Origin of the sequence: Intestinibacillus sp. NTUH-41-i26 (genome assembly GCF_032769475.1) — a bacterium.
Lineage (GTDB): Bacteria > Bacillota > Clostridia > Oscillospirales > Butyricicoccaceae > Agathobaculum > Agathobaculum ammoniilyticum.
Window position 1 is genome coordinate 1864510 of record NZ_CP136477.1, and the last position, 24743, is coordinate 1889252.

27 protein-coding genes are annotated in these 24743 nt (G+C 60.2%); 3 read left to right on the forward strand and 24 right to left on the reverse strand.

All coding sequences use genetic code 11. The annotated features are described in order from the left end of the window. Positions 1–48: 48 nt before the first annotated feature. Genes RX717_RS09575 through RX717_RS09585 form a run of 3 tightly spaced genes read left to right on the forward strand, consistent with a single transcriptional unit; the run spans position 49 to position 1021 of the window. Positions 49–318, forward strand: coding sequence for a hypothetical protein (locus tag RX717_RS09575; protein ID WP_054327347.1), 270 nt, complete (start codon positions 49–51; stop codon positions 316–318). A 12-nt stretch (positions 319–330) separates the two neighbouring features. Beyond that, complete coding sequence (locus tag RX717_RS09580; RefSeq protein ID WP_054327346.1) at positions 331–708, forward strand: hypothetical protein; 378 nt, start codon at positions 331–333, stop codon at positions 706–708. Positions 709–730: 22 nt separating this feature from the next. Next, complete coding sequence (locus RX717_RS09585) at positions 731–1021, forward strand: hypothetical protein (RefSeq protein WP_054327345.1); 291 nt, start codon at positions 731–733, stop codon at positions 1019–1021. Between the two features lie 8 nt (positions 1022–1029). Here the strand turns inward: RX717_RS09585 and RX717_RS09590 are convergent, their stop codons facing one another. From RX717_RS09590 to uvrB, 24 genes are all read right to left on the reverse strand, one after another. Continuing rightward, positions 1030–1353: a TfoX/Sxy family protein gene (locus tag RX717_RS09590; RefSeq protein ID WP_054327344.1), complete on the reverse strand. Its 324-nt coding sequence runs from the start codon at positions 1351–1353 to the stop codon at positions 1030–1032. A 1-nt stretch (position 1354) separates the two neighbouring features. Then, positions 1355–2224, reverse strand: coding sequence for a 16S rRNA (adenine(1518)-N(6)/adenine(1519)-N(6))-dimethyltransferase RsmA (gene rsmA, locus RX717_RS09595; protein WP_054327343.1), 870 nt, complete (start codon positions 2222–2224; stop codon positions 1355–1357). A gap of 20 nt (positions 2225–2244) precedes the next feature. Further along, on the reverse strand, positions 2245–2730 hold the full coding sequence (locus tag RX717_RS09600) for a GNAT family N-acetyltransferase (RefSeq protein ID WP_107632019.1): 486 nt from the start codon (positions 2728–2730) through the stop codon (positions 2245–2247). 98 nt (positions 2731–2828) lie between these two features. Continuing rightward, the gene (gene hpf / locus RX717_RS09605; RefSeq protein WP_054327341.1) at positions 2829–3356 is read right to left on the reverse strand and encodes a ribosome hibernation-promoting factor, HPF/YfiA family; all 528 of its coding nucleotides are present in this window, start codon (positions 3354–3356) and stop codon (positions 2829–2831) included. Between the two features lie 136 nt (positions 3357–3492). Then, a complete protein-coding gene (locus tag RX717_RS09610) occupies positions 3493–4335 on the reverse strand; it encodes a fumarate hydratase (RefSeq protein ID WP_107632018.1) in 843 nt (280 codons plus the stop codon). Beyond that, the gene (locus RX717_RS09615; RefSeq protein WP_107632017.1) at positions 4332–5504 is read right to left on the reverse strand and encodes an amidohydrolase; all 1173 of its coding nucleotides are present in this window, start codon (positions 5502–5504) and stop codon (positions 4332–4334) included. The genes RX717_RS09610 and RX717_RS09615 overlap by 4 nt, the downstream gene beginning before the upstream one ends. Before the next feature lie 200 nt (positions 5505–5704). Next, on the reverse strand, positions 5705–6163 hold the full coding sequence (locus tag RX717_RS09620; RefSeq protein WP_054327339.1) for a S1 RNA-binding domain-containing protein: 459 nt from the start codon (positions 6161–6163) through the stop codon (positions 5705–5707). A gap of 34 nt (positions 6164–6197) precedes the next feature. After that, on the reverse strand, positions 6198–6479 hold the full coding sequence (locus RX717_RS09625; RefSeq protein WP_054327338.1) for an FtsB family cell division protein: 282 nt from the start codon (positions 6477–6479) through the stop codon (positions 6198–6200). A 46-nt stretch (positions 6480–6525) separates the two neighbouring features. Beyond that, complete coding sequence (gene yabQ, locus RX717_RS09630) at positions 6526–6981, reverse strand: spore cortex biosynthesis protein YabQ (protein WP_159068208.1); 456 nt, start codon at positions 6979–6981, stop codon at positions 6526–6528. Positions 6982–6988: 7 nt separating this feature from the next. Next, positions 6989–7273, reverse strand: a complete 285-nt coding sequence (gene yabP / locus RX717_RS09635; RefSeq protein WP_054327336.1) for a sporulation protein YabP — start codon at positions 7271–7273, stop codon at positions 6989–6991. 68 nt (positions 7274–7341) lie between these two features. Then, a complete protein-coding gene (locus RX717_RS09640; protein WP_054327335.1) occupies positions 7342–7584 on the reverse strand; it encodes an RNA-binding S4 domain-containing protein in 243 nt (80 codons plus the stop codon). Between the two features lie 2 nt (positions 7585–7586). Continuing rightward, complete coding sequence (locus RX717_RS09645; protein WP_107632014.1) at positions 7587–7865, reverse strand: HU family DNA-binding protein; 279 nt, start codon at positions 7863–7865, stop codon at positions 7587–7589. A 14-nt stretch (positions 7866–7879) separates the two neighbouring features. Next, positions 7880–8671, reverse strand: coding sequence for a nucleoside triphosphate pyrophosphohydrolase (gene mazG, locus RX717_RS09650; RefSeq protein ID WP_054327334.1), 792 nt, complete (start codon positions 8669–8671; stop codon positions 7880–7882). Positions 8672–8686: 15 nt separating this feature from the next. Next, on the reverse strand, positions 8687–10312 hold the full coding sequence (locus RX717_RS09655) for a putative polysaccharide biosynthesis protein (protein ID WP_107632013.1): 1626 nt from the start codon (positions 10310–10312) through the stop codon (positions 8687–8689). 62 nt (positions 10313–10374) lie between these two features. After that, positions 10375–10767: a hypothetical protein gene (locus RX717_RS09660; RefSeq protein ID WP_107632012.1), complete on the reverse strand. Its 393-nt coding sequence runs from the start codon at positions 10765–10767 to the stop codon at positions 10375–10377. Between the two features lie 92 nt (positions 10768–10859). Further along, the gene (locus RX717_RS09665) at positions 10860–11783 is read right to left on the reverse strand and encodes a uridine kinase family protein (RefSeq protein ID WP_054327331.1); all 924 of its coding nucleotides are present in this window, start codon (positions 11781–11783) and stop codon (positions 10860–10862) included. A 14-nt stretch (positions 11784–11797) separates the two neighbouring features. Further along, positions 11798–13273: a coproporphyrinogen dehydrogenase HemZ gene (hemZ, locus tag RX717_RS09670; RefSeq protein ID WP_107632011.1), complete on the reverse strand. Its 1476-nt coding sequence runs from the start codon at positions 13271–13273 to the stop codon at positions 11798–11800. Then, positions 13270–13905, reverse strand: a complete 636-nt coding sequence (locus tag RX717_RS09675; RefSeq protein ID WP_107632010.1) for an MBL fold metallo-hydrolase — start codon at positions 13903–13905, stop codon at positions 13270–13272. Before RX717_RS09675 ends, hemZ begins: the two co-directional genes overlap by 4 nt. A 19-nt stretch (positions 13906–13924) precedes the next feature. Beyond that, entirely contained in the window at positions 13925–14374 is a 450-nt protein-coding gene (dtd, locus tag RX717_RS09680) for a D-aminoacyl-tRNA deacylase (protein WP_054327328.1), read from the reverse strand. Positions 14375–14563: 189 nt separating this feature from the next. After that, positions 14564–16744, reverse strand: coding sequence for a RelA/SpoT family protein (locus tag RX717_RS09685; protein ID WP_107632009.1), 2181 nt, complete (start codon positions 16742–16744; stop codon positions 14564–14566). Positions 16745–16763: 19 nt separating this feature from the next. Then, positions 16764–18839: a single-stranded-DNA-specific exonuclease RecJ gene (gene recJ, locus RX717_RS09690; protein ID WP_107632008.1), complete on the reverse strand. Its 2076-nt coding sequence runs from the start codon at positions 18837–18839 to the stop codon at positions 16764–16766. Between the two features lie 230 nt (positions 18840–19069). After that, positions 19070–21916 (reverse strand): excinuclease ABC subunit UvrA, encoded by a 2847-nt coding sequence (gene uvrA / locus RX717_RS09695; RefSeq protein ID WP_107632007.1) that lies wholly within the window; start codon positions 21914–21916, stop codon positions 19070–19072. A gap of 48 nt (positions 21917–21964) precedes the next feature. Next, a complete protein-coding gene (locus tag RX717_RS09700) occupies positions 21965–22786 on the reverse strand; it encodes an MBL fold metallo-hydrolase (RefSeq protein ID WP_316960265.1) in 822 nt (273 codons plus the stop codon). Continuing rightward, on the reverse strand, positions 22783–24741 hold the full coding sequence (uvrB, locus tag RX717_RS09705; RefSeq protein WP_054327325.1) for an excinuclease ABC subunit UvrB: 1959 nt from the start codon (positions 24739–24741) through the stop codon (positions 22783–22785). The genes RX717_RS09700 and uvrB overlap by 4 nt, the downstream gene beginning before the upstream one ends. Between the last annotated feature and the right edge of the window lie 2 nt (positions 24742–24743).

Consider the following 24743-nt stretch of genomic DNA (forward strand, 5'->3'; position numbering starts at 1 on the left):
TTTGCCGCATATACTGGCAGTAACGAAACCAGGAAAGGGATGGGAACTATGCCCGATCAAAATGAAATTTTACGCCGCCTTGCAGAGCAAGCCGGCAACCCCCAGGCGGTCGATCAGCTCCGCACGGCGCTGAACACGCCGGACGGAAAGAAGGCCGCGCAGATCATTTCCGCCCAGCACGCGGCCGATCTGGAGCGCGCCGCGCAGGCCGCGCAGCGCGGCGATATGCGGGAGGCGGCGATGCTCGCGCAAAAGCTCATGCAGTCGCATGAGGGTACTACGCTCGCGGCGCAGCTCAAAAAGCTGTTCCAGAAATAAGGAGGTACCCGCATGGACAACGATATGCTGTCCTCCCTGCTGAACGATCCTGATGCGCTACAGAACGCGATGAAAACCGTTTCCGATATGCTGGGAAGCCCCCAGCAGCCGGCCGGCGCCCCTGCCAGCAAGGATTACGACCCCTCCGCGGAGCTGATGGAGCGCGCGCTGCCGGTCATCAGCACCATCCTCCAAAGCGGGCAGGGCGCGGTCAAACCGGAAAAGCGCGTCCTGCTCAACGCGGTAAAGCCCTTTGTCACGGACGAGGTTGCCGGGCAGTTCGACCATGCGATGCGGCTGGTCAGCATAGCGCGCATCGCGCGCACTGTGCTGGGACAGCTGGGCCAATCCGGCGGCACCTCCTCCGACGACGGCACTCAATCACTCTGAACCAGAAAGGAAGCGAAGCCGCTTGTATAACCGCTATCTCGCCGCTGCGGAAGCCGACGACGCCCCGCCGCTACATAAAGAGCCGCCGTCCGGTCAGACCCCCGCAGACCGGAGCCGCAGCGGAGCCAGTTCGCAGACGGCGTCCGTGTTTACCGACCTGTCGCGCGGCCTGTCCGGACGCCTGCAAAACATCAAGCTCGACATGGACACCATCATCGTACTCGTCATCGTCTGGTTCCTTTTGAAAGACGGAGAGGAGATCGATTGGGAGCAGCTTCTCCTGATCGGCGCCCTGCTTATCCTGGGTATCTGACACATAGGTCAGATACCCTTTTTCCTGCGCGGCTTTGGCTCCGGCAGCGCCGCACAGGTCTGCCGCACCAACTCGGCCATGCGCGCGCGGTCGTCCAGCTCCTCGACATAGAGGAGGCGCGCGCCCTCGTGCGGCTCCACGATACGCGCTTCGGGCAGCAATGCCCGCCCCGCGTCCGTGATTTTCAGGCACAGCATATCGTCCTCGACCGTGGCGAAAAACTTTCCGTCGCACCACAGTCCGAATTCACCGAACATACGCTTCCAGGTGATCGTCCCCGCACCGGAAAGCTGGTCGCATACATAATTTACAAATTCCAGGCTGGATGCCATGTTATCTCCCTTTCAGGCGTCCCTCCGCGGCGTTGGACAGCGCGGCGTATTCCGCAAGGCTGAGCCGCTCGCCGCGCACACGCGCGTCCAGCCCTACCGATTGGATCAGCTCTGTGATCTCCTCCTTGCCCATTGCGCTGCCGAGCACCGGTCCCAGCGCGTTGACCAGCGTTTTCCGGCGCATGTTGAACGCCGCCCGCACAAGTGCGAAATACAGCTTTTCATTGCGCACTGCGACCGGCGGCTGGGTGCGCGGCGTTAGTTGTATTACTGCGGAATCCACCTTGGGCTTCGGCACGAAACAATCCGCCGGCACGTCGAACAGCAGCGCGGCCTCCGCATGATACTGCACATAAATGGAAAACGCAGAATACGCCGCCGTACCCGGCGCGGCGCAGATGCGCTGCGCAACCTCTTTCTGTACCATGACGGTGATCTTTTGGAAGGCTCCGCTTTCCAGCAGGGCTGTGATGGCCGGCGTAGTGATGTAATATGGCAGATTGGCGCAGGCCACTGCCTGAGCCTCGCCAAATTTTTCCCGACACAGCGCGGCCAGGTCAATCTGAAGCACATCGCCCTGCACGACCTCGAAATTATCATATCCCGCCAGCGTCTCCCCCAACACGGGCAGCAGCGCGCGGTCAAGCTCGACCGCGACCACTCTGTCCGCCCTGCGGCACAGCTCGGCGGTCAGACAGCCCATGCCCGGGCCAATTTCGACCGCGTTCCCCGTTTCCCCCGCACCGCTCATTTCCGCAATCCGGCGCGGCACGGTTTCATCCGTCAGGAAGTTTTGTCCCAGCGACTTGGAAAAGCGGAAGCCATGCCGTCCCAAAACCGCCCGTATGGTATCAATGTCACAAAGGTTCATTGCGCACACCCCACTATCTGTTATTCCTGCGCTATTCCCGTTTCCCAGCCGCTTTCAGCAGTGCTGGAGCGCCTCATATATAAAATCGGATAGGGATTCCCCTGCTCGTCGTGGTTCTTCCGCTCATAGACCACAAAGCCCAGATGCTCGTAAAATCCCCTTGCCTGTGGATTCTGCTCGTTTACTCCTACCGTTTCAATACCATACCGCTCCACCCCATACTCTATCAAGCTTTTCCCCCAGCCTTGTCCCCTTTGCTCTGGTGCAACGAACAGCATTTCCAGATTTCGTTCCTCTATGCCCATAAACGCAACAGGCACGCCATCCCTGTTTTCCAAAACGACTAAATGTGGAACCACCCGCAGTGCTTGTGGAACATATTGTTTGATCTTCTCAATTTCCTCAGCGGACAAAAACAAATGGGTCTGTTTGACCGCACCTTCCCACACCGTTAAAAGCTGCCTTATCAGCGCCTGCGGTCGGCTTTCAGGCTCCATGATTCTCATTTTATCACTCCGTCCAACAAAAAGGCCGACGGCAGAACGCCGCCGGCTTTTTTATTTTTAATGTCTCAATTCATTTCAAACTGCCCTTTTTAAGCAGCTTATTCCTCACCCTCGATCAGGCCATAACCGCCTGCGGCGCGCTTGTATACGACCGCATGGATATTATCGTTATCCGCATTGCGGAAAAAATAAAACTGATGGTCGAGCAGGTTCATCTGCAGGATCGCCTCGTCCACGCTCATGGGCTTGACCTCAAAGCGCTTGCGGCGCACGATATCGAAATCCTCCTCGGAAAGCGCAGCCTGCTGCTCGGCGATCTTATCGAACGCACCCTCGCGCAGGCGCTTTTCCAGGCGGGTCTTATGCTTGCGGATCTGCCGCTCAATGCTGCTGACCGCACCGTCGACCGAGGCGAACATATCGGTTGTCGTCTCCTCGGCGCGGACGACCAGACCTGTCTGGCGCACCGTAATTTCTACCGTCTGTTTGCCGCGCAGCTCGCTGAAAGTCAGCGTGGTATCTGAATCCTGATGGAAGTACCGATCCAGCTTCTCGACTTTGCGCAGCGCATACTGGCGCAGGTCGTCATCGATTTTCATTTTTCTCTCGACGATGGTGAACTTCATAACATCATCTCCTATCGGGCGGGTTGCCCAAGATACTTATGGGAATTTGCTATAATTAGTATACCACGTCTTAGGTGAAATTGTCCAATAGATTTTACACAAATTCACAAACTGTTCAGCATTTTCCCCAACGCGGTCACAATTCCCCTTCCGCGTGTCGGGTCACATGACAGGAAATGTTCACCACGCAGGGCAGGCCCGCGATATGCGTGCCGAACGGCTCGATCGCGCAGGAAAGCGCGGTCACCGTTCCGCCAAGCCCCTGGGGCCCCACGCCGGACGCATTGACCTTATCCAGCACTGCCCGCTCCATTTCCGCGTACATCGGGTCTTCGTTCTGCCGGTCCACCGGCCGGAGCAGGGCGCGCTTTGCCAAGTACGCCGCCTTGTCCGAGGTGCCGCCCAGCCCCACGCCGATTACGATCGGCGGGCAGGGGTTGGACCCTGCGCGGATGCATGCGTCCGCGATAAAATCCACAATCTGCTCCCTGGTCGCGGCTGGCGTAAACATTTTCATCGCGCTCATATTCTCCGATCCAAAGCCCTTCGGGGCGACCGTAATCTTGATCTTATCCCCCGCCACGATCGAAGTATACAGCACACAGGGGGTATTATCGTTGGTATTCTCGCGCCGCAGCGGGTCGCCGACCACGGAAAGCCGCAGATACCCGTCGATATACCCACGGCGCACCCCCTCCGTGACCGCGTCCTCAAACGCCCCGCCGGTCAGGTGTACTTCCTGTCCCACCTCCGCGAACACAATCGCCATGCCAGTGTCCTGGCAGACCGGCACATCATTCCGCCTTGCCAGATCGCAGTTTGCGAGCATCTCCCCGAAAATTTCTTTCCCCAGCGGGGACTGTTCCGCTTTCTGCCCACGGACGAAAGCCTGCCGCAGATCCGCGGGCAGATAGTAATTCGCTTCCATGCAGAGCCGACGCACCAGCCACGTGACTTCCGAAACATCGATCGTTCTCATACCGTCCTCCTGTATTCCGGCGCGCCGTTGATGAACACGGCCTGCACCTGGCTTGTAAAATCCAGCGGTTCCCCGCTCCACAGGACGCAGTCCGCGTCCATCCCCGTGCGGAGCATTCCGATCCGTTGCTCCATGCCCGCAATGCGCGCCGGAACGGTTGTCACCGCGCGGAGCGCGTCCGTCCTGTCCATCCCCTCCCGCACAGCCAGCAACAGCGCCACGGGCAGCAGGCGGAGAGGTATCTCGGGATGGTCCACGGTAATCGCAGTCTCAATCCCCGCCCTGCACAGCAGGGCCGGCGCCTCGTCCGTCAGGTTCCTGAGCTCGGGCTTGGAGCGGTCGGTCATATACGGCCCGCAAACGACCGGCACCTGCTCCCCTGCCAAAAGATCGGCGACCAGATGCGCCTCCGTACCGTGGATAATCACGGCTTTCAGGCCGAACTCCCCGGCAATCCGCAGCGCGGTAAAAATATCGTCCGCGCGGTGCGCATGGAAGTGCGCCTCCGCTTCGCCCCGCAGCAGCGGCAGCAACGCCTCCAGCTTGATATCGTAGTCCGGCTTGTCCTCCTCCGGCTCTTTTTCCGCGCGCTCCATCCGCAACAGGTATTCCCTTGCTTTGTAAAGCTGCTCGCGGATGAGCGCCGCGGTCGCCATGCGGGTAACCGGCGCTTCATCCTTGTCGTGATAGACCGCCTTGGGGTTCTCACCCAGCGCAAACTTGATCGCGAGCGGCGCTTTGAGCACCATATCGTCGATGCGCCGGCCGGCCGTCTTGAGCAGCGCGATCTGCCCGCCGATCGGGTTGGCGCTGCCTGGGCTGACCGCGACCGTTGTCACCCCCGCCTCGACAGCTTCGCGGAAGCCACGGTCCAATGGGTTTACCCCATCGATCGCGCGCAGGTGCGGCGTAACGGGGTCGGTATCCTCGTTCCCGTCCGCGCCCTCAAAGCCCAGCCCGTCTTCATACAGACCGAGGTGGGAATGAATGTCGATCAGACCGGGCGTCACCACGCCGCCGCGCCCGTCAACCACCTGACCGCAGGCGGGCGGCTCATCCGTTCCCATCGACACAATCTTCCCGTTTTTCATCCAAATCCATCCGAAAAAACGCGGATTCGATTCATCCATCGTCAGAAACGTGCAGTTTTTCAGAAGTATTTCTTCCATTTCCGTCCTTTCCCTCAAAAAAGCAATTGACATTTATTGTAAATTATGCTATATTGATTATGGCAGTTGAGAGAACTGCCATGCACCGTTCATATCTTTATCCCCACAATCCTACTTTTGGCGCCCTTTCGCAGGAAAGGGCGCGTTTTTTTACCCTGCGGAATAAAAACAAAACCGAGGTCGCCCTCGGTTTTATGTGTTTATCGGCGGCGGCGCGATCCGTTTTTGCGGTCGGTCGCATGGCGCACGTCGGCCTGCCGGCTCTCGCTGTCGGACATGAACGCCTTGAGCTTATCCTCAAAGCTCATGGTCGCGGGGTCCTTGGGCGGCTGCGGCGTTCTGCCGCGCGGCGCCTGGCTGGAACGCTGCTGGAACCGCGGCTGCCGTGGCGCGGCGCCGCCGGCGCGTTCCGGACGTGACTCCTGCGGCTGTGCCTTTTTGATGGACAAATTGATGCGGCCCGCCTGGTCGATATTAATGATTTTCACCTTGACCTGCTGGCCTTCCTGCAGAAAGTCCTTGATGTCGCTGACAAAGCTCGCCGCAACCTCGGAGATATGCACCATGCCCGACTTCCCTTCGGGCAGGGCGACAAACGCGCCGAACTTCGTGATACCGGTCACTTTACCCTCTACGATCGCTCCCACTGCCAAATCCATATAAATTGTTTTGCCTCCGTTATTTGTTTCCCTTTTACCTGCTGGATGTGTCCACAAAGACACGTTCTCCCGGTTCTGCATAGCTGAGCTCGGTACGGGCGATCTCGCTGATGTCTGCTTCCGAAATGCCGTTCTGCATCTCCTGCCGGAGCGCTTCATTTGCAGCCTCGTATTCCTCGACACGCATATTGAGCGAATCCAGCTCCGCACGTTTATCCGCAATTTGTGCATGCAGGCTGATGATTGTCACCACGGCATACAGCAAAAAGGCCAGCATCAGGATTTTGACCCAGACCGGCGCTTTGCGCTTGGACATTCGGACACCTCGCTCCATCTTCCCTTGGCCCAGACTAATTCGAGTTTTATTTTATACCTTTCCTGCGAAAAATGGAAGAGGGTTTCGCAAACTTTTTTGTAAAAGAGCGAATTTTTTCCGGTAAACCAGCTTTACCCGCAAGCCCGCGCGCCTTTTCCCCCGCTGTGACGAACAGGCCGCACAGCCGCGCGGCCAAATCCAGCACAAGCCGCAGCGCCCCCTGCACCAGCCCGCTGAGCAGAAAAAAATAAATTCCCGCGCCGACGCACGCCCCCGCAAGTACATACCAGCGGCTCTGCCCCATCGCAAAAACCAGGCTGAATTCGAAAAAAGCCGCCAGCAGGACCAGCCAGAACACAAGGTCATACAATGCGGTAGCCAGGCGCCCGGCCGAGAAATACACCCGAAACGCCCGCAGGATATCATAAAAAAGCCCCAGGGACGCGCCCAGTAAAATACTTTGCAGCCCCAGCAGGAACTGTGCCTGCATCGGTACCGTCATGCCGCGTTCACCCGCCGAACAGACGGCTGAAAAAACCGCCGCGCGGCTGTACGCTGTCGTCATATTCCAGGCAGCCAACCTCGCCCTCCACAATCAGCTCGCCTGCTTCCAGCTGCAACCGCTCGACATGTAGGCCCTGCCCCCGCACGACCAGCATCCCGCGCACGGTCTCCAGCAATACCTGGTCCTCGTCAAAGCTCTGCACATCCACCACGCCGGAGATCGAAAGCTTCTCCCTGCCCTCCAGAATAACGGTATGCGGCATTTCCCTGTTGCGTTCGTCGGCTGCCATATGCAGTCCCTCCCTCTCATAAAAAACATCCCGCTCCCTTCACTATATGAAGGGGCGGGATGTTTTTATTACGGGATTTCCCGATACATCGCGGCCGCATCCGCTTTCAGCGCGTGCTCCGCGATCTCGAGTACTTCGACTTTCATCGTGCGCTGTCCGAACGCAATCTCGATAACATCGCCTGTTTTCACCTGGTAGGATGCCTTTGCCGGTTTGCCGTTCACTGTGATCCGCGCCGCGTCGCAGGCGTCGTTCGCTACCGTTCGGCGCTTGATCAGTCGGGAAACCTTGAGATATTTATCCAGCCTCACGGTTACTTCGTGTCCACCTTATCCTTGAGCGCCTTGCCGGGCTTGAATACCGGAATGGTCGCGGCCGCGATTTCGATCGCCTCGCCGGTGCGCGGGTTGTGACCCGTGCGCGCAGCGCGCACCTTGGTCTCAAACGTACCGAAGCCGCTCATCTGCAGCTTATCTCCCTGCGCCATCACATCGCCCATCGCGGCGAAGACAGCGTCGATCGTCTTTTCTGTATCCTTTTTGGAGAGGCCGGTTTTTTCCGCAACCAGCGTGACGAATTCGCTTTTTTTCATGCTTATACCTCCGTTTATACCTTTTCTTTTGATCTATTCCAAAGCGAGTCCATTTCTGCCAGCGACAAGTCGGACAGCACTTTGTTCTCTTCTTTTGCCTGCCGTTCCATAAAACCGAACCGATGAATGAACTTGTCGCAGGTCTTTTCCACCGCGCGCTCGGCGTCCACCTTTTTATGGCGCGCCACATTGACGACCGCGAACAGCAGGTCGCCCAGTTCCTCCTCGATATCGCCGTCGCCTGCGAGCGCCCGCCGCACCTCGGCAAGCTCCTCCTCGACCTTTTCCAGCGCTCCGTCCGCCCCATCCCAGTCGAACCCCACCTTAGCGGCCTTCTTCTGGATTTTTTCCGCGCGGATCAGACCCGGCAGGCTTTTGGCCACGCTGGCAAGCGCGGAGGTATCGGTTTCCTGGTGCTTCTCCTTGCGCTTGAGGTCGTCCCAATTGCTCAGGATCTCCTCCGAGGAGCCCACCTTGACATCACCGAAAATATGCGGATGGCGGTAAATCAGCTTTTTGCAGATGCCGTCCGCCACATCATTGATGTCAAACACGCCCTTTTCCTTTTCCATCTGCGTGTGAAAAACGACCTGCAGCAATACGTCGCCCAGCTCTTCCTTCAGGTGTTCGGTATCCTCCTCGTCGATCGCCTCACAGACCTCATAGGTCTCCTCAATAAAATTGCGGCGGATCGACCGGTGATCCTGTTCCCGATCCCACATGCATCCGTCCGGCGCGCGGAGTATTTCCATGATCCGCAACAGATCGTTAAAATTATACTGCTCTTTCTTTTGAAAATCAACCATTTTCTACACTTCCTGTCATTTTAAACGCAAAAGGTTGGCAATTTTTTCCCCTTTTGGCAGAAGCTGCACATCCTCGCGGTCAACCGCGTGCAACGCCAGCAGCAAAACGCCGTATACCGCCACCGCTACAAGGATCGACACGAGCGTGCTCAGCTTATCCACTGCCGAACCCGGCGCCGCGCCAAGCGCCCGCGTCAGCACGGTAAAGCAGATATAAGTCGCCGCCCCCATGCCAGCCGTTGCGGCAAGCGGCCTGCCCACGGTTTTGCCCAGCGGGGGCAGCGCATGGGACAGCCTTGCGATGTGGAACAGATTCAGCAGCGCAATCAGCCAGTAGCACACGGCCGTACTGATCGGCGCTCCCGCGATACCGAACCGCGGATCCCCGATCAGATAATAATCCCCGAACATTTTGACCAGCGCGCCGAGGAACATCGAAACCAGCGGCAGGTCAATCCGCCCGAACGCCTGCAGGGTAGCGTTTGTGATCGCGACCAGCGCCACAGCGGGTACGGCAAAGCCTAAAATCGCCATCAGCCGGCCTCCGGTTTCCGTCCCCGAATGGTAGAGCAGCCGCAGGATCGGCTCGGATAGAACGAGGAACCCTGTGCCTGCCGGCAAAGTGATGATCATGGTCAGCCGCAGCGAAGTGGAAAGCGTTTTGGACACTTTGGTAAAATTCTGCGCCGCGCGCGCGCTGGCAATCGTCGGCAGCACGCTGACCGCCAGCGCCGTGATCAGCGTCTGCGGCAGGTTGAAGAAATTGATGGCCTGGCCGGTGTAAATGCCGTAGGTCGCCATCGCCTGCTTGGCCGTCATCCCCACCGCTGGGCTTTGCAGCCGCGCGGAAATCAGCGCAACGTCGATCAGGTCGGTCAGGCTCATGACCGCCGAACTGATCGTAATGGGGATGGACAGGGAAAGCAAAACCTTCGCCAGTTCCCCCGCAGGACGCACCGCATCGTTCAAAATGCGCACGGGCGTCGCTCTGCGGCGCGTTACCGCCGCCTGCGCCAGCATATACGCCGCCGCCACGACCTCGCCCAGCGTTACGCCCAGCACGGTCATTGCCGCTACCACCGGATCGCTGTAGCCCTGCCCCATCGCATAGTAGGCAAGGCCAAGGCCAACAAACAGCTTACCCATCGCCTCAATGACTTGGGAAACCGCTGTCGGCACCATATTGGACCGCCCCTGGTAATAACCGCGAAACACGGAAAGGATGGCCACCATCAGCACGCTCGGCGCGATCGCCATAACGGCAAGCCGCGCATCTGCGCTTTTGATCCATTCCGCAAACGTACCCGCGCCAAAAAACAGCGCGACCGAACACAGCGCGCCGACCGGCACAAAAATGCTACCCGCGACGCGAACGATACGCCGCACCTCATGCTCGCGCCCGCAGGCCGTAGCCTCCGCCACCATCTTGGACAGAGCCGCCGGCAGGCCGACCGTCGAAATCATCAGCATCGCGGTGTATATCCGGTAAGCCGCGCTGAACATGCCAAACGCTGGGGATTCCTCCCCGCCGATCAGGTTTTGGAGCGGTATCTGGAAAAACGCGCCGATCACCTTGACGATCAGGCTCGCCGCCATCAGGATGACCGCGCCCTGCACAAAATTCTGTTTTTTTCGCTGCAAACGCTACACGCCCTTTGTCTTTTCTTATTGTACGGTATGGCAGGGCGCTCTAAAATATGCGCTCACAGCGCGCCGCCGCAGCCGGAGCAAAACGCATCCTCCCTGCTGCACGGACGCCCGCAGTGCGGGCAGGTCACGACCGACTTCATGCCTGCAAGCTCCTCGCGCAGCGCGGCGATCCTGGCCTGCTTCTCATCCACCAAATCGATCTTCTGATCCATTTCCTCGTTAGAGACCTCTGTTCCCCGATGCAGCTCATACACCATTCTGCCGATCTCTTTGAACAGCACCTCGCATTCGGTATTCAGATCAAAAATCTGGAGGTTGATCCGCGTCGCGCTGGCAAGCTCGGTCGCTTTCTTTCCGGCGGCATCCGCCGCGCGGCCAGCCGCTTTGCCGGTCTTATCCGCCATTACCTTGACCTTTTCCAAAAACGTCTGCATTTTTGCATCCATGGGTCCTCGCTCCTTCCAACGGGACTGTCCGCCCCGCTATATTGCATTTTATTATACTGCATAGCCCTATAAAAAGCAAGCGCGCCTGTATTTTACCCAATAAACTCGTGCAATACCGAATCCTCGGGGATAAAATCCGTATAATCGATCGGCGCTACCTGATCAAGCACCGCGCCGACCGGCACGAGACCCGCCCTGCCAAGCTCCTCCCGATGCAGGCGGAGCTTGGGCGCCAAATACTGCATGAGTATATTGAGCTCATACGGCAGGAAGGTGTCCACCGTCAGGTTGGCCTGCCCGCGATGCGGCGCGATATACAGCTTTTCTCCGCGCCGCACTGAGTTCCACTGGCGCAGCGTGTCCTCGACTGGCGAATTGCGGAACAGGCTGTCCCGCATGGCCCGCCGCAGGAAGCGGAGCATATACGGCTCGACCCGCGCCCCCTCCTTGGGGACGACCGCGCTTGCCACGGACAGGTAAACGCCGGTCGCCGCGTGCGCGAGATCCCCCATGATGACCGGATTGAACGAGTGGATCCCCTCGATCAGCACGACCTCGTCCGGATCCAGACGCAGCGAACGCGCGTGCGGGATTGAAGTACGCGTTTCAAAATCAAAACGGGGCAGGTCGATTTCCTCTCCTGCGACCAGCTGGGTCAAATGCTGGCTCAGCAGCGGCAGATCCATACATTCCGGACTTTCCAGGTCAGGCACGCCGTTTTCCGTGTCCGGCGGGATGTCATAGCTGCCGACCGTGCGGTAATAATCGTCCATCGAGATCATCTCCGCATGGATGCCGCGTTTTTCCAGCGCGCGGCCGATCCGGTCGTTGGTCGTGGTCTTTCCGGACGAGGAGGGGCCGTTGATCAGCACGATCGGCTTCTGACGGCTGTTTTCCGCGATTTCCTCCGCCACCTGATCCACCTGCGCATGGTACGTCCGTTCACATTCCGCGATAAAGTCGGCCGCATCGTACCGCGCGCGGTGGTTGATATATTTGAGTGTGTATTCCGCCATAGCCGTGTTCCTCCTTACTGCTTTGGGAAAAGCAATTTACGCTTACCACCGGCGAGCCGGTCCGCCGCCCGAATGTATTCGAGCGGATACTTGGGGTTGTTCGTTCGCTCGATCCAGCCCGTGTCCCGCTCGACGCGCTTGGAAACGCCGCCCGCGCCGAGCGACAAAATGGTTTGCAGCTCCTCCATCATGGCCACATTGTAGAAGCATTCGGTCCCCGGCCGACACCAGCCGACATTCTCAAAGCCGCCGGTGGTGAATTTCTGCCGGTACAGGTAATACGGGCCGTAGCCCGCGCCCTGCAGCGCGCGCGAGGCGCCGTCCAGCATACGCGCCACCGCCTCGCGCTGCGCGGCGGCGGCCTGCTTATCCGTCAGATCCGCCCCTCGCTTGATGGCCAGCGTATGTACCGTGATATTCTCCGGCGCAAGGCCGATCAAGGTATCCACCGTTCGGGCGAAGCTGTCCGGCGTATCGCCGGACAGCCCCGCGATCACATCCATGTTGATGCCAGCAAAGCCCGCCCGCCGCGCCTCGTCATAGGCGCGCAGCACATCGCACGCCACGTGCCTGCGCCCGATCGCGGCCAGCACCGCGTCGTCCATGGACTGCGGGTTGATGCTGACCCGTCCCACGCCCGCCGCGCGCAACACGCGCAGCTTGCCCGGTGTGATCGTATCCGGACGCCCCGCTTCCACAGTATATTCACAAAGTCCGGAAAAATCAAAGCTTTGTTCAAGTGTGTCAAGCAGGCGCGAGAGCTGGTTCTCGTCCAGCGTGGTCGGCGTGCCGCCGCCGATATACACGCTCTGCACCCGCCGGCCCGCCTCGCGCACCAGCGCGGCGGTCTCTCTGATCTCATGGCACAGCGTTTCCAGGTACGGCTCGATCAGGTGGCCGGACTGCGCGGTCGCGGAAGATACAAACGAGCAGTAATAGCACCGCGACGGGCAAAACGGAATACCGACATAAAGGGAAATATCCTTTTCGCCCATCCGCTTATCCATCTCTATCGCCGTTGCGGCCGCGCGTATGGTCAGCGCCGTGCGCTCCGGCGAAACATGGAAGTGCTCCCGCAGGTACTCTGCCACCTCGCCGCGCGCCATCCCCCGCTCGATCAGCCCGCGCGCGAGCTTGGCGGGGCGCACGCCGGTCAGGCTGCCCCATACGGGCGGCTGGGCAAGCGACGGCACCACAGCCTCGTACACGGTCGTCTTGACCAGCTCGGTGACCGTGCGTTTATAAGCAAGCGGCGCAAGCCCCTGAACCGACGCGCACCGCTCGCTGCGACGCGTTACGCCGCCGATGCGGACGTCGGCGCAAGCCCGCGCCCTGCCGTCCACTTCGGTCAGGACGCTCCGGCAATAGTCCCCCGTCCCGTCCGCCGCATCCACGGCATCCGCCCGCGCAAGCGCCGCCGTGGGGAGCAGATGGAACAGCATTTCCTCCACCGCATGCTTGAGCGCGTGTCCCTCCAGCGTATAAATCATCGTCTGCCAACCGCCTGCGCCATATAGGGGTTGGCCGCGCGCTCCTCGGACAGGGTGGAGATGCCCTCATGCCCGGGCAGCACCTTGTAATCCCCCTCCAGGTCGTGCAGACGCCGCAGCGACCGCAGCATCTGCCCGAAATCACCGCCCTCCAGGTCGCACCGGCCGCATTCATGCCGGAACAGCGTGTCGCCCGTGAACAGGCAGTCGCCAATCCGGATGACCGACGAGCCGGGCGTATGGCCGGGGGTGTTCATATACGTCGCCGTCATCCCGCCGAACGTCACTTGTGTCCCCTCGTTCGCCAAAAGATCCGGCTTATCCTCCACATAGGCGCTGGCCAACGAGCGGAACTGACCCATATTCTCCCGCTTGAGCAGCCACAGATCCCCCTCGGGTACGACATACTGCGCATGGGTTGCCGCCAGCACCTCGTGCGCGGCAAGGATATGGTCAAAATGCGCGTGCGTCAGCAGAACATATTTGATATCCAGCTTTTCCTTTTTCGCCGCGCTCAGGATAGAGGTGGCGTTGTCGCCTGGGTCGATCACCGCGGCCTCGCGGCTCTTTTCATCGTATACAATATAACAGTTCGTGGCGACCATGCCCACGCAAAGCTGCATGATTTTCATAAGCTGGTTCTCCTTTCCCTCACCGCATCTGTGCGGTATCCATCCATAGTGTGACCGGCCCGTCGTTGCACAGGTCGACCTTCATATCCGCGCCGAACTCGCCGGTTTCGACCGGCAGGCCGCTTTGCCGACAGCGCGCGATGAACGCCTCGTACAGCGGGACCGCGGTTTCGGGCCGCGCCGCGGCGGTAAAGCTCGGCCTGTTTCCCTTTTTGCAATCCCCGTACAGGGTAAACTGAGATACCACGAGGATGCCACCGCCCACATCCGCGAGCGAGCGGTTCATCTTGTCGTTCTCATCCGTGAACACCCGCAGCTTAACCGTCTTGTCGGCCAGATAAACCGCGTCGTCCACCGTGTCTCCATCCGTGATGCCCAGCAGGATCAGAAAGCCCTGTCCAATCTCTCCGCGCACCGCGCTGCCGATCGTCACCGATGCGCGCGTCACGCGCTGAATGAGTGCTCTCATAGCTTTTATTCTCCGTTTCCATTCCGCACACCTCGTGCAGCTTCTAACAGAAAAATGCCGCGGAGCGGCATTTTTCATAAAAACCGCGAACCCATATCACAGTTTTTATTCCTCTGAACGTGGAAATGTTTCGCCTCCCGAAGCCTTTCCGCGCCCTCTCGGCCGCGGCTGCACGCCGCAATCCAATACTCAATTTGTATCCACTGTACGCGTCACATCCACCACACCCTTGATCGACCGCAGGCGGCTGATCAGGTTATCCAGCTGGTGTACGCCCGCGACGTCGACCATCGCGTTGATCACGCCGTAGCCGTCGTTAAGATCCCTTGCCGAAATCTCATGCACATTGATCTTGCAGACCGCGAAGATCGTCGTCACGTCGTTCAGCACCCCGATACGGCTGCGGGTCGATATCTGCAGGCCGGTCGAGAACCGGCCCGCACGGTCCGCGGTGACCTGATCCTCGTCCCACCAGGCTTTTACCCAACGATCCGGATCCTCCGCCACATGGACGTTGACACAGTCCCGACGGTGGATAGACACGCCGTAGCCGCGCGTGACAAAGCCGATGATCTCGTCGCCCGGGATCGGCGTGCAGCAGCGCGCGAATTTGACCAGGCAGTTGTCGATCCCCTCGACCACCACGCCGGTCGAGCTGCGCGTCGTGCGGCGCTGCTGTTCGACATGGGGGTGATTCTGATGCTCCGCAATCTCCCGCTGGCGGCGCAGCCTTCCCACGTCGTCCTTGACCTTGTTGATGACCTTGGTCAGCGTGATGCCGCCGTAGCCGATGGCGGCGTACAGCTCGTCGAGCGTGTTGAACGAGAACTTGTTAAGCGTGTTCTTCTGTACTTCCTCGTTCTCGTAAAAGCCGTTGTACAGCAGGTTGGCGCGCAGCTCGCGGTCCAGATCCTCGCGGCCGTTGATGATATTCTCCTCACGGCACTCCTTTTTGAACCACTGCTTGATCTTGTTGCGCGCCTCGGTGGTTTTGACAATCTTGACCCAGTCGCGGCTGGGTCCATGCGCCTCCTTGGAGGTCAGGATCTCCACGATGTCGCCGTTTTTCAGTTGGCTATCGATCGGCGCGATGCGGCCGTTGATCTTGGCGCCGGTCATCCGGTTGCCGACCGCGGAATGGATGGCGTAGGCTAGGTCGATCGGGGTCGCGCCCGCGGGCATGTTGACCACGTCGCCCTTGGGCGTGAACACGAACACCTCGTCCGCGAACAGATCCACCTTGATATTTTTGATGAAGTCCTCGGCCTCGGTGTCCTGCTGCGCCTCGAGCAGCTGGCGGATCCAGGCGAAAGCCTCCTCGTTGCCCTTTTTATCCAAGCCCTGCTTGTATTTCCAGTGCGCCGCGACGCCGTATTCGGCCATCTTGTGCATCTCGGTCGTGCGGATCTGTATCTCGAACGGGATGCCCGCGCGGCCGATGACCGTGGTGTGCAGGGACTGGTAGCCATTGGGCTTGGGCGTGGAGATATAATCCTTGAAGCGTCCGGGGATAGGCTTATACAAGTCATGCACATAGCCGAGTACATTATAGCAGTCCGCCACCGTATCCACGATCACGCGCACCGCGCAGATATCATAGATCTCGTCGATCGTCTTATGCTGGGCGTACATTTTGCGGTAAATGGAATAAATATGCTTGACGCGCGCCGAAATCGTATTATGGATATGCGCCTCCGCCAGCTTCTCGCTGATGCGCTCCTGTATCCCCTTGAGGAATTCCTCGTGCTGCTCGCTCTGCGCCCTGAGGCCCTCGACGATCTCGTTATAGCCGATCGGGTCGAGTACCTTGAGGCACAGGTCCTCCAGCTCCCATTTGATACGGCTCATACCCAGCCGGTGCGCGATCGGCGCATAGATCTCCATGGTTTCGAGCGCCTTGTCGCGCTGCTTGCGCTCGGGCAGGAACTGGAACGTGCGCGCGTTATGCAGCCGGTCGGCCAGCTTGATCAGGATGACGCGGATATCCTTGGCCATGGCGAGGAACATCTTGCGCAGGTCCTCGAACTGCTCCTGCTCCTTGGAATAGCGCAGCATGCCCAAGCGGGTAACGCCGTCCACCAGCTCCGCGACAGGCGTGCCAAACTTGTTTTCGATCTCCTTGTAGCCGAATTGCGTATCCTCGATGCAGTCGTGCAGCAGCGCGGCGCAGATCGAATCCGTATCCAGCCCCATTTCAACCACGATCTCGGCCACCGAGACCGGATGGATGATATACGGCTCGCCGTTTTTCCGCTTTTGCCCCTCGTGCGCCGCGGAGGCGCACTCATAGGCTGCGCGGATTTTTTTAATATTCGCCTGCGGATTCTGTTTCTGCACGCGCTCGATCAAAAAATCCAGTTTATTCTGCATATAATTTCCCCCTCGGCTGTCATCCCGCCATGCTTTGCAGCGTGGCAAGGACGACCGAGCCCGATATATCCGCCTTACCCTCGTAAGGCTTGAGCAGGATGTTGAGCATCCCCTCTTTGAAATGGTAGCTGATCAGGCTCGACTCGGAAAACACGTCGAGACACACGAACAGCTTGCCAATATTGATCTCCCTGCGGCTTTCCCAGGCGATACGGCGTGAGAGCGCGTTGGATGGTACGGAAAGGCGGCCGTCCTCCGCGCGGCACACGATATGCCGCCATACCGCGACCAGATCGCTGCGGTCGGGCAGCAGGATGCGCGCCTCCCGCGCGGTCAGCGGGCCATCCGCCATGTAGGTGTTATACAGGTTGAGCAGCTTTTGGTCGGCAAGGTTTTCGCATTCGCTCAGCCGCACGTCGCACAGCGTCAGCTGCACCGAGCGCCGGCCCCGAAACTCGTTGATCTCCAGGTGGAACGCCGCGTCGACCATATTCCCCTGCGCAAAGCCCAGTCCGCCCACGCCCGTGCCGAACAGCATGGCCGACCAGCGCTTCCCGTCCTTTACCAGCGTCAGCCGGACATGGCGGTCGCTTGAAATGGGCGTGATCTCCTCCACGGTCAGATCCTTCATGCAGAATACCGGTTCTTCATTCTGCATGCCGTATGGTTCGAGCACGGAAAGCGCTTGGATATTTTCCAGCGTGATCCATTCCGGCTCGATCATGCAGTCGATATGCAGCTGCGGGATCAGATCGGCCATGGAAACATGGTTTTCTGCATAGGCGCGCAGCCGTTCCCGCAGCGCCTCAATATGCGCCGCGTCCACCGTCAGCCCTGCGGCAAGCTCATGCCCGCCGTAGCGCTGCAGCAAATCCCCGCACGAGGTCAGGGCTTCGAACAGGTTGAAGCCCTTGACCGACCGACCGGAGCCTTTGCCTGTCCCGTCCTCGTCCAGCGCGATCAACACGACCGGACATCCATACCGGTCGCACAGGCGGGAACACACAATGCCGATCACGCCGTGATGCCAGCCTTCCCCCGCCAGCACGATGATCTTATCCTCCAGCGGATTGTATTCCATGCGCAGGCGGGCAAGCGCCTGCGTCAATATCTGGTTTTCCTCATTCTGCCGCCGCTTGTTCTGTTCGCACAGCTCTGCGGCCAGCATCTGCGCGCGCACGGGGTCGCGCGTCAGGAACAGCTCGGCAGCCAGTTCGGCCTGCCCCATCCGGCCCGCGGCGTTGATGCGGGGTGCCAGAACAAAGCTGATCGCAGCGGAGGTCAGGCGCTTATGCTTCATGCCGGCCTCGCGCAGCAGCATTTCCAACCCGATGTTGCTGGTTTCGGCCATCTTTTTCAGCCCCGCCGCGACGATAATGCGGTTCTCCCCGACAATCGGCATCACATCCGCTACCGTGCCGAGCGCCAGCAGATCGGCGTAACGGGCGAGCACGGTTCCGGCATCGCCCTCGAGCGCGCAGATCAGCTTGAACGCCACGCCCACGCCCGCCAAGCTGCCGAACGGATAATCGCAGTCCGCGCGCTTGCAGTCCACGACGGCGTCCGCTTCGGGCAGGCTGTCGTGGCATTCGTGGTGGTCGGTAATCACGACCTTCATACCGAGCGCGCGGGCTGCGGCGATTTCCTCGTCCGCCGTAATGCCGGAATCGACCGTGATCAGCAGGCGCGTCCCCTGGCCATACAGCCGCTCCATAGCCGCGCGCGAAAGGCCGTAGCCTTCGTTCAGACGGTTCGGGATATAATATTCGCAGACCGCGCCTTTGCTGCGCAGATAATCCACCATGATGCAGGTCGCCGTGATACCGTCTACATCATAATCACCGTAAACGACGATATGCTCGTTATTCTCAAGCGCGCGGCGGACGGTCTGGACTGCCCTGTCCATATCGGCCATCAGGAACGGGTCGTGCAGCCCTTTGGAGTCGCAGCTCAGATAACGCTCCGCGGCCTGCGCCGTATCGATCCCGCGCGCGGAAAGGACCGCGGCGGTCAACGGCGCGCAGGCGCAATCGTGGGCGAGCATGCGCACACGCGGCTCGTCCAGCGCGGCAATCACCCAATGTTTGGTTTTCATAAAACTCCCTCATTTATTTTCGATTATCATTATTATACCAAAATTATTGATATGGGACAAGGGAGTATACAAAAATGTCACAAAACTCGCACAAAATTTTATCATCCATCCGGCAAACTGCCAAACCACTTCGCAAAAAACTTGCCTGGCGGCGCGCATTTGGGTTGCCGCCCCCCGCCGGATATCCCTTTGCCATGCAAAACACCCCCGACGGTGTCGGGGGTGTTTCTTTACCGCTTCTCCTCGCGCTGTCTGCCGCGTTCAAGCACCGGCTTCAGATATTGACCGGTATAGGAGCCTTCGCACGCGGCGACCTCCTCCGGCGTGCCCGCGGCCACCAAGCGGCCGCCGCCGTCCCCGCCCTCGGGACCGAGGTCGAGGATATAGTCCGCGGTCTTAATCACGTCCAGGTTGTGCTCGATGACGACCACGGTGTTGCCCGCGTCCACCAGTTTCTGCAGCACGTCCACCAGGCGGTGTACGTCTGCGACGTGCAGGCCGGTGGTTGGCTCGTCCAGGATATAGATGGTCTTGCCGGTCGAGCGCTTGGACAGCTCGGTGGCGAGCTTGGCGCGCTGCGCCTCGCCGCCGGACAGCGTGGTGGACGACTGCCCGAGCTTGACGTACCCCAGCCCGACCTCGCGCATGGTTCCCAGCCGCCGGGCGATCTTAGGCACGTTGGCGAAGAACTCGCACGCCTCGTCCACAGTCATGTCGAGCACCTCGTAGATATTTTTGCCTTTGTAGCGCACCTCGAGCGTTTCCTTGTTGTAGCGCTTGCCCTTGCACACGTCGCAGGGCACATATACGTCCGGCAGGAAGTGCATCTCGATTTTCAAAAGGCCGTCGCCCGCGCAGGCCTCGCAACGGCCGCCCTTGACGTTGAAAGAGAACCTGCTCGGCCCGTAGCCGCGCGCCTTTGCGTCCGCGGTCTTGGCGAACAGGTCGCGGATATCGTTGAACACGCCGGTATAGGTCGCGGGGTTGGAGCGCGGCGTGCGCCCGATGGGCGACTGGTCGATATCGATCACCTTGTCCAGATAGGACAGGCCGACGAACTTATCGTGCGCGCCCGCGCGCGTCTTGGCGCCGTTCAGCTCGGCGGCGAGCTTTTTGTACAGGATCTCGTTGACGAACGAGGACTTGCCCGAGCCGGACACACCGGTCACGCAGGTGAGCGTACCCAGCGGAATGGTGAAATCCGTGTGCTTGAGGTTGTTCACCGCGCAGCCCTTGACGGTCAGCTTTTTGCCGTTGCCCTTGCGGCGCACCGCAGGCACGGGGATGCACTTGCGGCCGGACAGGTACTGTCCGGTGATGGACTGCTCACTTTGCAGCAGCTCGTCCACCGTGCCTTCAAACACGACCGCGCCGCCGTTCCGGCCCGCGCCCGGGCCGATATCCACGATATGATCGGCGGCGAACATGGTATCCTCATCGTGCTCGACCACGATCAGTGTATTGCCCAAGTCGCGCAGGCGTTTAAGGGTCGCCAGCAGCTTGTCGTTGTCGCGTTGATGCAGGCCGATGGACGGCTCATCCAGGATATACAGCACCCCCATGAGCGACGAGCCGATCTGCGTCGCCAGCCGGATGCGCTGGCTCTCGCCGCCGGACAGCGTGCCGGAGGCGCGCGACAAGGTCAGGTATTCCAGGCCGACCGACTGCAGGAAGCCCAGCCGGTCCTTGATCTCCTTGATAACGCGGTCGCCAATCTTGTGCTGCATCTCGGTCAGCTGCAGGGTCTGTAAAAACTCCATCGCTTTGACGACCGACTTTTCCGAAAATTCGGCGATGTTCAGCCCGCCAATCGTGACCGCGAGCACCTCGGGCCGCAGGCGGCGGCCGTGGCACGCGGGGCAGGGGATCTCGCTCATGCACTCCTCGATCTCGGCGCGCGAATAGTCGCTGGACGTTTCCTTATAGCGGCGCTCGAGGTTCACGACGATGCCCTCGAACGGCTGGCGCATCACGCCGCCCGACACGCGGCTGACCGACAGCTCGAGCGGCTCGTCTCCAGTGCCGTACAGCAGCTCGTGCAGCGCCTTGTCCGAAAAGTCCTCGATCGGGGTGTCCAGCGTGAAGCCGTGCTTTTTGCCGAGCGCGGTGAAGTACATGCCCGCGATCGTCCCCGGCTCGGCGCTGCCCCAGCCGGACGCGCGGATCGCGCCCTGTTTGATGGACAGCTTTTTGTTGGGGATGATGCGGTCCGGATCGACACGCATCTGCATGCCGAGGCCGGTACACACCGGACACGCGCCGTACGGGTTGTTGAACGAGAACATACGCGGTGTCAGCTCCTCAATCGAGATGCCGCAGTCGTCGCACGCATAGTTCTGCGAGAACGCGATCGGCTCGCCGCCGACTACGTCCGCGATGACCAGCCCCCCCGAGAGCGCGGACGCAGTCTCGACCGAGTCCGTGATGCGGCCGCGCGCGTCCGGCCGGATGACCACGCGGTCGACCACAATCTCGATGTTGTGCTTGTGGGTCTTGGCCAGCTTGATATCATCGGACAGGTCGCGCACCTCGCCGTCCACGCGCACACGGACGTAGCCCGCCTTGCGCGCGTCCTCGAGTACCTTGACGTGCTCGCCCTTTTTGCCGCGGATAACCGGCGCGAGGATCTGGACGCGCGTTTTTTCCTCCAGCGCCATCAGCCGGTCGATGATCTGGTCGATGGTCTGCTGGTGGATTTCCTTGCCGCACTTGGGGCAGTGCGGCGTGCCGATGTTCGCCCACAAAAGGCGCAGGTAGTCGTAGATTTCGGTGACCGTGCCGACCGTCGAGCGCGGATTCTGCGAGGTGGTCTTCTGGTCAATCGAAATCGCGGGCGAAAGGCCGTCGATGTAGTCCACGTCCGGCTTGTCCATCTGCCCCAAAAACTGCCGCGCGTAGCTGGACAGCGACTCGACATAGCGTCGCTGTCCCTCGGCATAAATCGTGTCAAACGCCAGCGACGACTTGCCCGAGCCGGACAGTCCGGTCAGCACGACCAGCTTGTCGCGCGGGATCTTGATATCGATATTTTTCAGGTTGTGCTCGCGCGCACCCTTTACGTGGATAAATTCCTGCATGTTCACCTATCCTTATTCCAAAAATGCAGTATCTCTTTTCTGGTTTTATTACAGCTCGATCACGCTGCCCGCCGCAAGGAGCAAAATCCGCTCCCCAAACGTTTCGCGCAGCACCTCGAACGCATGCGCGCCGGTACAGTGGCCGGTGTAGTAACGGCTGCTCGTGTGCGCGAGCCGCGCCGCGACCGCGCGGATCGCCTCATCCGGCTCGCTTTTGCCGGTGGACGGGCTGAACAGGTGCATCCCGCCGACGACAGCGTCCGGCGCGCGGCCGAGAAGCTCTCCGGCGCGGGCGCAGATATTCACCACGCCCCGATGGGCGCAGCCAGTAAAAAGCACCGTCTTATCCCCCTCGCGCACGAGCAGGCTCTGCTCATGCAGGAAGCGGTCGGGGAAATATTGCCCGTCCGCCCGCTCGCACAGCGTGCGGTTGCCCTGCGGCACGCAGTCTGCGCCCGTGACATCGGAGAACAGGGTCAGGGTGTCGTCTATCCGCGCCACGCCATCCACCCGCCGCAGACGCGGGCTGTGTGCGAGCGCGCTGTCCAGCCCAATCTCCCTGATACCCTCCGGCTTGTGCGAAAAATGCGGCTCGAACGCCCGCTCATGCACATAGACCGGCGCGTGGCTGTTAACGCTCAGGAACGCCGCCAATCCCCCGCCGTGGTCGTAATGCCCGTGCGAGAGAAAGGCGATATCCACCGCTCCCAGGTCGGCGCCCAGCCGCGCCGCGTTGCACACGAACAGGCCGGTCTGACCCATGTCGAACAGCAGCCTTTTCCCGTTCGTCTCGATATAAAAGCTCAGGCCATGCTCGCAGGCAAACGCCGGCGCGCACGCGGTGTCCTCCATCAGGGTGACAATCCTCATCTGCCTTCCTCCAATGCCTTGATCTGGTCGCGCAGCTGGGCGGCGATCTCGAACTCGAGCATCTTGGCCGCCTCTTTCATCTGGCGGGTCAGGCGGGCGATCTCCTGCTGACGCTCGCCCTTGGTGCGCAGCTTTTTCTTGCTGCTCGTCGGCACGTTGGAGGTGATTTCGATCACGTCCTGCACCTTCTTTTTCACCGACTGGGGCGTAATGCCATGTGCCTTGTTGAACGCATCCTGAAGGGTGCGTCGGCGTTCGGTTTCGTCCATCGCACGGCGCATAGAGGGCGTGATGCTGTCCGCATACAGCACGACCATGCCCCTCTCGTTGCGCGCGGCACGGCCGATGGTCTGGATGAGCGAGGTTTCCGAGCGGAGAAAGCCCTCCTTATCCGCGTCCAATATCGCCACCAGCGACACCTCGGGGATATCCAGACCCTCGCGCAGCAGGTTGATGCCCACCAGCACGTCGAACACGCCCAGGCGCAGGTCGCGCACCAGCTCCTGCCGCTCGATGGTCTTGATATCGTGGTGCATGTAGCGCACCTTGATGCCCGCGTTTTCCAGATAGGCGGTCAGATCCTCGGCCATCTTTTTAGTCAGCGTCGTCACCAGAATGCGCTCGTCCTTGGCGGTACGCGCGTTGATCTCGCCGATCAGGTCGTCGATCTGCCCCTCGACCGGACGCACGACCACCTCTGGATCGAGCAGGCCGGTCGGGCGGATGACCTGCTCAACCACCTGTCCGGAGCGGGACAACTCATACTCCGCCGGCGTCGCGGACACATATACGATCTGGTTAAGGCGCTCGTTGAACTCATCGAAGTTCAGCGGGCGGTTATCGTAGGCCGAGGGCAGGCGGAAGCCGTTCTCGACCAGACTCTCCTTGCGCGCGCGGTCACCGTGGTACATGGCGCGCACCTGCGGCAGGGTGACGTGGCTCTCGTCCACAATCAGCAGGAAGTCCCTGGGGAAATAGTCGATCAGCGTAAACGGCGCCGAACCCGGCGCGCGGCGCGAGAGCACGCGCGAGTAGTTCTCGATGCCGCTGCAAAAGCCGATCTCCTGCAGCATTTCAATATCGTACCGCGTGCGCTGCGCGATGCGTTGCGCCTCTATCAACTTGCCGTTTTGCTCAAAGAATTTGACGCGGGCCTCCAGCTCGTCCTCCAGATCTCGAATCGCGGCCTGCAGCTTGTCCTTGGGCGTGACGTAATGGCTCGCGGGGAAGATCGCGGTGTGTCCCAGCTCGCCCAGCACCACGCCGGTCAACGGGTTGATGCGGCTGATGCGGTCGATCTCGTCCCCGAAGAACTCGATGCGCACCACGTCCTCGTCCGAATAGACCGGCCAGACCTCGACCGTGTCCCCGCGTACGCGGAAGCGGTTGCGCTCGAACGCGATGTCGTTGCGCTCGTACTGGATGTCGATCAGACGGTGAATAAGCTGCTCGCGGCTGATCTCCGTACCTGGACGCAGGGAAACGACCATCTTCTTGTAGTCGATTGGGTCGCCCAGCGAATAGATGCAGGACACAGAGGAGACGATGATCACGTCCCGCCGCTCGGAAAGCGCCGAGGTAGCCGAGTGGCGCAGGCGGTCGATCTCGTCGTTGATGGCCGAGTCCTTTTCGATATAAGTGTCGGTCGAAGCGATATAGGCCTCGGGCTGGTAATAGTCGTAATAGGACACGAAATACTCGACCGCGTTGTGCGGGAAGAACTCCCGCAGCTCGGTGCAGAGTTGCGCGGCCAGCGTCTTATTGTGCGCGAGCACCAGCGTCGGCCGCTGGGTCTGCTCGATAATATTGGCCATGGTGAAGGTCTTGCCCGAGCCGGTCACGCCCATCAGGGTCTGCTCGGTCAGGCCGTTCTGGATGCCCTCAACCAGCTTGGCGACCGCCTCCGGCTGGTCGCCCGCCATTTTGTAAGGGCTTACGATTTGAAAATCCGGCATTC